The sequence below is a fragment of the Mesorhizobium sp. M7A.F.Ca.US.006.01.1.1 genome, from assembly GCF_003997935.1.
GTDB lineage: Bacteria > Pseudomonadota > Alphaproteobacteria > Rhizobiales > Rhizobiaceae > Mesorhizobium.
In genome coordinates this window covers 1-7,964 of the sequence record NZ_RZQL01000285.1, presented here as the reverse complement: position 1 = coordinate 7,964, position 7,964 = coordinate 1, and the positions used below count along the sequence as shown (strand labels likewise).

Sequence of the window (7,964 nt, the reverse complement as noted above, 5' to 3'; positions counted from 1 at the left end):
ACGCCACCGCGCCAAGATGGCCAAGCGCAAGGCGGTGCAGGATGCCGAGGTGGCGAGCAAGACGGTCGAAAAGGGGCTGCTGATCGTCAATACTGGTCCCGGCAAGGGCAAGACCACGGCCGCCTTTGGGCTGGCGCTGCGGATGCTCGGCTACGGCAAGCGCGTCGGCGTCGTCCAGTTCATCAAGGGCAAGTGGCACACCGGCGAGAAGGACGCTTTTGCTGCCTTCGGCGACCGCGTCGTCTGGCACGCGATGGGCGAGGGCTTCACCTGGGAAACGCAGGATCTGAAGCGCGACATCGCCGCCGCCGAAGCCGCGTGGGCCAAGGTGCTGGAGTTGATGGCCGATCCGTCGATCAGCCTTCTGGTGCTCGACGAGCTGAACATTGCGCTGCGCTACGACTATCTCGATCTCGACAAGGTGGTTGCAGCGCTGAAAGCCCGACGTGAAGGCCTGCATGTCGTCGTCACCGGCCGCAACGCCAAGTCGGCGCTGGTCGAGGCCGCCGACCTCGTCACCGAGATGGGCGTGACCAAGCATCATTTTTCGGCAGGCGTGAAGGCGCAGCAAGGGATTGAGTTCTGATATCTGTTGTCCCCTTCTGTGGGTAGGCCGTTCAAGTCTGGTCGCCAACGCTCCCAGCGGGGCTCCCTTCCTTTCCCTCCGGAGGGGGGAAAGGTGGCGCTGCGAAGCAGCGACGGATTGGGGGACGGCGATTATCGAACGCGCGGCCGCAGACTGGCAGGCGCGACCCGGCGGATGCGAAAACGCGACTGCCGAGCTGGTCGATCCCCACTCCGTCCCGGCTTCGCCGAGCCACCTCTCCCCCGATCGACGGGGGAGAGGAAAGGCGCGAACCTGTTGCAGCTCGGCTCCCTTCCTCCCCTACGGGAGAGAACTCACGAGGCGGTGAGGTCACGCCAGAATGATGATCGCGGCGACCAACCCAAACAGCGCAATCAGCAGATAGTCGGCGACGCGATAGAGTTTCAGCGCCTGCCTTATGTCGGCGCTGTCGGCTTCGCGGCGACCGCCTTCGCCCATGAAGACGTCGTCGACCAGAACGCCGCCGTAGCTGCGCGGTCCGGCGAGCGCCAGGCCGAGCGCGCCGGCCATCGCCGCTTCCGGCCAGCCGGCATTGGGCGAGCGGTGCTTTTTGGCATCGCGCCATACTGCGTGCCAGGCATTGCGCGGATCGGCGCCCCTGACCAGGAAAGCCGCCAGCACGATCAGCAGCGCCGTCAGCCGCGACGCCGGCAGGTTGATCCAATCGTCGAAGCGTGCCGCCGCCCAGCCGAAAGCCTCGTGGCGCGGGGTGCGGTGGCCGATCATCGAATCGGCGGTGTTGGCGGCCTTGTAGGCGACGCCGCCGGCCAGGCCGCCGACGCCGGTCCAGAAGGCGGGGGCAACGATGCCGTCCGAAAAATTCTCGGCCAGGCTCTCGATCGCCGCGCGGCAGACGCCGGCTCTGTCGAGCGTTTCGGGATCGCGGCCGACGATTCGCGAGACGGCAACGCGACCCAGAGCAAGACCGCCGGTGTCGAGCGCGTCGGCCACCGCCTCGACATGCTCGTAAAGGCTCTTCTGCGACAGAAGCGACGTTGCCAGAAGGGCCGTGATGAATAGGCCCATGGGAACGAACCAGAGCAGGACCTGCACGCCGAGGCCAATTATCGCCGGCACCAGCACGATGACCAGCAGCGCCTGGACACCGCGCTTGCGACGCAGCGCGTCGGGATCAGTGGCGTGGTTGAGCCTGCGGTCGAGAAAGGATATCAGCCTGCCGAACCACGTCACCGGATGGCCGATGGCGCGAAACAGCCAGTCGGGGTAACCGAGGGCGAATTCGACGGCCAATGACAGGAAAGCGATCAGGACTGACATGAAGCTTCTTGAAGGAGCGGTGGACCATGGTGGAAGTCTTGGCCGGGCGAGGGCGCTTTTCCCCAACGCTCTGCTGCCTTTCGTCGACCTCTCGACCGGTATCAATCCGCACTCCTACCCGCTTTTCGACCTGCCCGCCACCTCGCTGTCGCGGTTGCCGGAAGCCGCGCGCACGCGCGACCTGACAGAGATCGCGGCCAGCACCTACGGCGCGCCGTCGCCAGCCAACGTCGTGGCGGCGCCGGGCACGCAGATCCTGTTGCCGCGCGTCGCCTCGCTGATCAGCCACGGCAAGGCGCTGGTGCTGGGTCCGACCTACGCCGAACATGCCCGCGCCGCCGCGATCGCCGGGCACCAGGTGGCGGAGGTCGATAATTTCGAAGCGTTGGCGGACGCCGACCTTGCCATCATCGTCAATCCGAACAATCCGGATGGGCGCGTCATCGCGCGCGACCGGTTGCTGGCGCTGGCCGCCGGACTGTGTGCCAAGGGCGGGCTGCTGGTCGTCGACGAGGCATTCATGGATGTCGGCCCGCGCGAACACAGCCTCGCGGGCGATGTCGGCCAGGGCCGCATCGTCGTGCTGCGCTCGTTCGGCAAGTTCTTTGGCCTGGCCGGGCTGCGGCTCGGCTTTGCACTTACCGACGCGGCAACGGTCGAACGGCTGGAAACGCAATTCGGGCCATGGGCCGTCGCCGGCCCGGCGCTGGAATATGGCATCCGCGCGCTTGCCGACATCGGCTGGCAGGACGCGATGCGGGCATCCCTTGCGGGTGCATCGGCGCGGCTTGACGCGCTGTTCGGCCGCTTCGGCGTTCCCGTTGCTGGCGGCACCACACTGTTCCGCTATCTCCGCTTGGCCGATGCGGCCGACCTGTTTGCGGCCCTTGGCGAGCGTGGCATCCTGCTTCGCCATTTTGCCGACCGGCCTGACGTTCTGCGCGCCGGCCTGCCGGGGAATGAGGAGGAGTGGCAGCGGCTTGAAACCGCTCTTGCCGAATGGGCGTCGCGGCGCGAGGATCAATCGAAGGGTTCAAAACAATGATCCACGTCTGCTCGCTGGCAAAGATCGAGGAAACGGTGGCCAGGACGGGCGCCGACCGCATGCTGTCGCTGCTTGCCGCTGGAACGGAGGTGGTCCGGCCGGCCTCGATATTGAAAGAAAATCATCTGCATCTGGTCATGCACGACATCGCGATGGCGCAAGACGGCATGACCATGCCGGGCGAAGAGCATGTCCGCAACCTGCTCGATTTCGCGCGCCGCTGGGACCGGGCAAGGCCGATGCTCGTGCATTGCTATGCCGGCATCAGCCGCTCGACGGCTTCGGCCTATATCATCGCGGCCGCATTGGCGCCGAAGCGTGACGAGGCCGAGCTGGCGCGGACATTGCGGGCGCTGTCGCCCTCGGCGACACCCAATCCGCGATTGATCGCCGTGGCCGATGCGCTGCTTGATCGCAACGGCCGCATGATCGAGGCGATCGAATCGATCGGGCGCGGTGCGGATGCCTTTGAGGGCACGCCCTTTGCGCTGAAGATCGACGGGTAACTCCCCGAAGCCTTCCCACCTTCGTCATCCACGGGCGGAGCAGGAGCGAAGCTCCGTCGCGGAGACCCGAGGATCCATGCCGCGACATCGGCCGTAGAGTGCAACGGAGCAGAATGCTGCACCGTTGTGGCGCTTCCGAGTCCCGGCATGGATCCTCGGGTCTGCGCCGCGTCGCTTCGCTCCTTGCTTCGCCCCAGGATGACGAAGGCGGGGAGGCTTCGGCCAATCTAAGAAGGGCGCGATGTGCCATCTGATGGTCAGTGCACCTGTGCCGCGCAACTATGCTACGTCAACCACTCCGCGAGCTTCGCCTTGCGCACATCCCGCAGCAGGTTGATGAAGCCGTCGGCCTGATATTCTGCCGTCAGCCGGCCCTTTTCCGCCGTCGCGATGCTGGCATCGCCGACGACGCCGTTCGGGTTGAGATCCCCCGCGATCCAGGCAAACGCGTGGGTGCCGGTGTGGCGTAGCAGCGAAAATTCCTTTTCGGCCTTGGCGACATTGGAAACGAAATTGTCTGATTTGCCCATGTCCACGAGGTCCGGCCGGAAATGCAGCATCAGCGAGGTCTCGACATCGCCGCCATGGATGCCGTGACGGTCCTCCAGTTCGGTATACATGCCGGCCGGGCGTCCGAAGCGCTGCCAGCTGGTTTTTACCGCCAGCATTTTTTCGCGCACGCGCAATTCGCGCGTGACGATGCCCATGATCTCCTCGTTGCCGCCATGCGAATTGACCATGATCAGTTTGCGCACGCCGGCGCGCGCGATCGACAGGCCAAGCTCGGTCCAGGCTTCGATCAGCGTGGTTGCCGGCAGTGTGAGGGTGCCCGGCGCATGCAAATGTTCGTTGGATTTGCCTACCGTCTGAACCGGCAGGATGCGGATGTCGAGATCGTCGGGCAGGCGCGAAATGACCGTGTCGAGCATGCCGTTCATGATCGAGGTGTCGGTCGAAACCGGCAGATGCGGACCATGCTGCTCGATCGCCGCCACCGGCAGCACGGCGATCGTCGCCTCCGGATCGATCGAGGCGTATTCGGTGGTTCGGTAGTCGCCCCACCACACGCGTTTTTTCGCAACGGTCATGTCATGCCTCTTCGATGAACGGCCAGACCTAGCGCGGGACGGGCGGCCTGTCGATCACCCCGCCGCTAGGGCCTCGATTTCGACCTTGAATTCGGGCCGGGCAAAGCCGGAAACGATCATCAGCGTCGAGGCCGGCGCGGGGCTGGAAAACAGCCGGTCGCGGACATCCATATAGGGCCGCAGATGCGCGCGGTCGGTGACATAGGCGTTGATGCGCACGATATCCCTGAGACCCAGGCCGGCTTCGCCGAGAATCGCCGCGATGTTTTGAAAGCAGAGCTCGGCCTGCGCACCGGCGTCTTCGGGAATCTGGTCGTCAGCGGTGATGGCGACCTGGCCCGAGCACAGCACCAGCCGCTTGCCGGGCGGCACCTCGACGCCGTGGCTGTAGCGGGCAAAGGGCGGCTTGATCGACTTCGGGGTGAGGAATTTGAACATGGCAATCTCCGGTTTGGCCGTAGCCTAAGGCTTGACCCATTGCACCTTCAAGATGGCGGTGCATGTTGGCCGGGCGATTGTGGACAGGCGTTCAAAAAATAGGCACGATGCCTTCCGTACAGCATGACCCTCCCGCCCTTGGCATAGCAATGCCGTTCAAGCGGGCGGTCCCGGCGCGTGACGCCGGTGGCATGTGTCTTGCTTCTTGAATCTTTGGTGTCGAGCCTGGTGCGTGGCGCGCCGGAGCAAACAGAGGGTGGTGTCGATGTACGGAAAACAGAAGATCTCGGTGGCGGTTGTGGCCCTGCTTGCAGCCAGCACGCTGGGTGCTGCTGCGAATGAGAAAGTCACCTTCGGCACCAACTGGTTGGCCGAGCCGGAACATGGCGGATATTACCAGTCCGTGGCGGACGGCACCTACGCCGCCTGTGGCCTCGACGTCACCATCATGCAGGGTGGTCCGCAAGTCAGCGGCCGGCCGATGCTGCTGGCCGGCAAGATCGATTTCTACATGGGCGGCAATCTGCTGTCGGCCTTCGATGCCGTCCAGCAAGGCATACCGATGCGCGTGGTGGCGGCGGATTTCCAGAAGGACCCGCAGGTCATCATGTCCCACCCCGGCGAGGGGCTCGACAAATGGGAGGACCTGAAGAACGCCGACCAGTACATATTGGGCGACGAGGGCGTGCAGACCTTCTTCCAGTGGATGGTCATCGAACTCGGCTTCGACGCCTCCAAACGCGCGCCCTACACCTACAACACCGCTCCCTTCCTCGCCAACAAGAAGTCGATCCAGCAGGGCTACGTCACCTCAGAGCCGTTCGCGGTCCAGAAGGAAGGCGGCTTCGTGCCGAACCAGTTCCTGCTCGCCGACTATGGCTGGGACACTTATTCGACGACGATCGAGGTGATGCAGGACACGATCGACAAGAAGCCGGAGGTGGTCCAGTGCTTCGTCGATGGCTCCGCCAAGGGCTGGTACAAATATCTCTACGGCGACAACAAAGCAGCCAACGACATGATCAAGAAAGACAATCCCGACATGAGCGACGAGCAGATCGCGTTCTCGATCGAGCAGATGAAGAAGTTCGGCCTGGCCGATTCCGGCGACACCGAAAAGCTCGGCATCGGCGCCATGACCGACGCGCGGATCAAGAGTTTCTACGACAAGATGGTCAAGGCCAAGGTCACACCCGACGGCATCGACATCAAGAAGGCCTACACGCTGACCTTCATCAACAAAGGCGTCGGGCTCGAGCTGAAGAAATAGGCCGGTCCCGGCATGATAAGGGAAAAGGTGGCGCCAGCGCCGGCCTCGGACGTTGCATCGACATTGCTGGCGCTGAGGGGCGTCGGCAAGGTCTTCTCCAACGGCGTGACGGCGCTGAGCGATGTCAATCTGACGATCCGGGAGGGCGATTTCCTCAGCCTGCTCGGGCCGTCGGGTTGCGGCAAGTCGACGGCGCTGCGGCTGATCGCCGGCCTGTCGACGCCGACCTCCGGCGTGCTCGACTGGCGCGGCGGCGGCTCGCTTGACCGTTCGAACATCGGCTTCGTCTTCCAGGAGCCGACGCTGCTGCCCTGGGCCAATGTCTTCGACAATGTCTGGCTGCCGCTTCGGCTGAAAGGCATCAGCCGAGCCAAGGCCGCGCCAGCGGTCACTGAAATGCTGGCGCGGGTTCACCTGACCGGTTTCGAAGACGCGGTGCCGCGCGAACTGTCCGGCGGCATGAAGATGCGCGTCTCGATCGCACGCGCCATGGTGACCAAACCGCGCGTGCTGCTGATGGACGAGCCGTTCGCCGCACTCGACGAGATCACCCGCTTCAAGCTCAACAATGATCTCCTGGAACTGTGGCAGGACGAACGCTTCACCGTCGTCTTCGTCACCCACAGCGTCTTTGAAAGCGTGTTCCTCTCCAACCGCGTCGTCGTCATGGCGGCGCGGCCAGGCAGGGTGTTCGACGAACTCGCCATCAAGGCCTCCTATCCGCGTGACGAGGCGTTTCGGACCTCGCCAGACTATGCGGCGCTGTGCCGGCAGGCCTCCGACGTGCTGGTCAAGGCCATCAATTCAACAGCAGGCGCGCATCATGACGGCCATTGACGAGCGCGTGCTCGAACTCGACCCCGAGGAAGCGCGCCGCGTGCGCCAGGAGCGGTTCGAACGGATCGGCCGCTGGGTGCTGCCGCTGGCGATCATGATCCTGGCGATCTGGCTGTGGGATCGCATCTGCGTCTGGAACGAGATTCCGCAGTACATCCTGCCGCGCCCGGGCGTGGTGCTGTGGACGCTCTATAGCGATGCCGGCCTGCTGTTTTCCTCGCTGCTGGTCACCTTGCGCATCACCTTCCTCAGCCTGGCTCTGGCCGTCATCGGCGGGGTCGGGCTGGCGGTGCTGTTCGCGCAGTCGAAATGGGTCGAGATGTCGTTCTTCCCGTTCGCCATCGTGCTGCAGGTGACGCCGATCGTGGCGATCTTTCCGCTGATCAACATCTATGTGAACGACCAGACGACCAAGCTTCTGCTGTGCGCCTGGATCGTCGCCTTCTTTCCGATCCTGTCCAACACCACGCTCGGCCTCAACTCCGTCGACCGCAATCTGCGCGACATGTTCAAGCTCAATGGCGCGACGCGCTGGCAGCAGTTGCGCTATCTCAGGCTGCCGGCGGCGATGCCCTATTTCCTCGGCGGGTTGAAGATCGCCGGTGGCCTGTCGCTGATCGGCGCCGTGGTGGCCGAGTTCGTCGCCGGCACCACCGGCCAGTCGTCCGGCCTTGCCTCGCGCATCATCGAGGCCGGCTACCGCCTCAACGCGCCGCGGCTGTTCGCGGCGCTGTTCCTGATCTCGCTGACCGGCATTTTGATCTTCCTCGTGTTGTCGCTGATTTCGCATCTCATTTTGCGGCGTTGGCACGAAAGCGCACTGAAGCAGGAGCGCTAGGATGATTGAAAGGTTCGCGCGAAGCGCCCCCCTCTGTCCTGCCGGACATCTCCCCCT

Annotated in this window: 9 protein-coding genes; 6 read left to right on the top strand and 3 right to left on the bottom strand. The window is 64.2% G+C overall.

The features are described from left to right. On the top strand, window positions 1-586 hold a 586-nt coding region (gene cobO / locus EN943_RS32160; protein ID WP_127416028.1), incomplete at its 5' end, for a cob(I)yrinic acid a,c-diamide adenosyltransferase. Between the two features lie 330 nt (window positions 587-916). Here the strand turns inward: cobO and cbiB are convergent. Then, window positions 917-1,885, bottom strand: coding sequence for an adenosylcobinamide-phosphate synthase CbiB (gene cbiB, locus EN943_RS32155; protein WP_127416027.1), 969 nt, complete (start codon window positions 1,883-1,885; stop codon window positions 917-919). Between cbiB and cobD the strand changes: the two genes are divergently transcribed. Both cobD and EN943_RS32145 read left to right on the top strand, forming a co-directional pair. Further along, a complete protein-coding gene (gene cobD / locus EN943_RS32150; protein ID WP_127416026.1) occupies window positions 1,884-2,930 on the top strand; it encodes a threonine-phosphate decarboxylase CobD in 1,047 nt (348 codons plus the stop codon). The two genes, cbiB and cobD, sit on opposite strands and share 2 nt — an antisense overlap. After that, the gene (locus EN943_RS32145) at window positions 2,927-3,436 is read left to right on the top strand and encodes a tyrosine phosphatase family protein (RefSeq protein WP_127416025.1); all 510 of its coding nucleotides are present in this window, start codon (window positions 2,927-2,929) and stop codon (window positions 3,434-3,436) included. The genes cobD and EN943_RS32145 overlap by 4 nt, the downstream gene beginning before the upstream one ends. Window positions 3,437-3,720: 284 nt before the next feature. On the opposite strand, the gene EN943_RS32140 is transcribed toward EN943_RS32145, so the two are convergent. Further along, the gene (locus EN943_RS32140) at window positions 3,721-4,524 is read right to left on the bottom strand and encodes a creatininase family protein (protein WP_127416024.1); all 804 of its coding nucleotides are present in this window, start codon (window positions 4,522-4,524) and stop codon (window positions 3,721-3,723) included. A gap of 54 nt (window positions 4,525-4,578) precedes the next feature. Beyond that, entirely contained in the window at window positions 4,579-4,962 is a 384-nt protein-coding gene (locus tag EN943_RS32135) for a RidA family protein (RefSeq protein WP_127416023.1), read from the bottom strand. Between the two features lie 265 nt (window positions 4,963-5,227). Between EN943_RS32135 and EN943_RS32130 the strand changes: the two genes are divergently transcribed. Genes EN943_RS32130 through EN943_RS32120 form a run of 3 tightly spaced genes read left to right on the top strand, consistent with a single transcriptional unit; the run spans window position 5,228 to window position 7,907 of the window. After that, window positions 5,228-6,232, top strand: coding sequence for an ABC transporter substrate-binding protein (locus EN943_RS32130; RefSeq protein ID WP_127416022.1), 1,005 nt, complete (start codon window positions 5,228-5,230; stop codon window positions 6,230-6,232). A gap of 12 nt (window positions 6,233-6,244) precedes the next feature. Then, window positions 6,245-7,069, top strand: coding sequence for an ABC transporter ATP-binding protein (locus EN943_RS32125; protein WP_127416021.1), 825 nt, complete (start codon window positions 6,245-6,247; stop codon window positions 7,067-7,069). Continuing rightward, the gene (locus tag EN943_RS32120; protein ID WP_127416020.1) at window positions 7,056-7,907 is read left to right on the top strand and encodes an ABC transporter permease; all 852 of its coding nucleotides are present in this window, start codon (window positions 7,056-7,058) and stop codon (window positions 7,905-7,907) included. Before EN943_RS32125 ends, EN943_RS32120 begins: the two co-directional genes overlap by 14 nt. Window positions 7,908-7,964 lie beyond the last annotated feature (57 nt).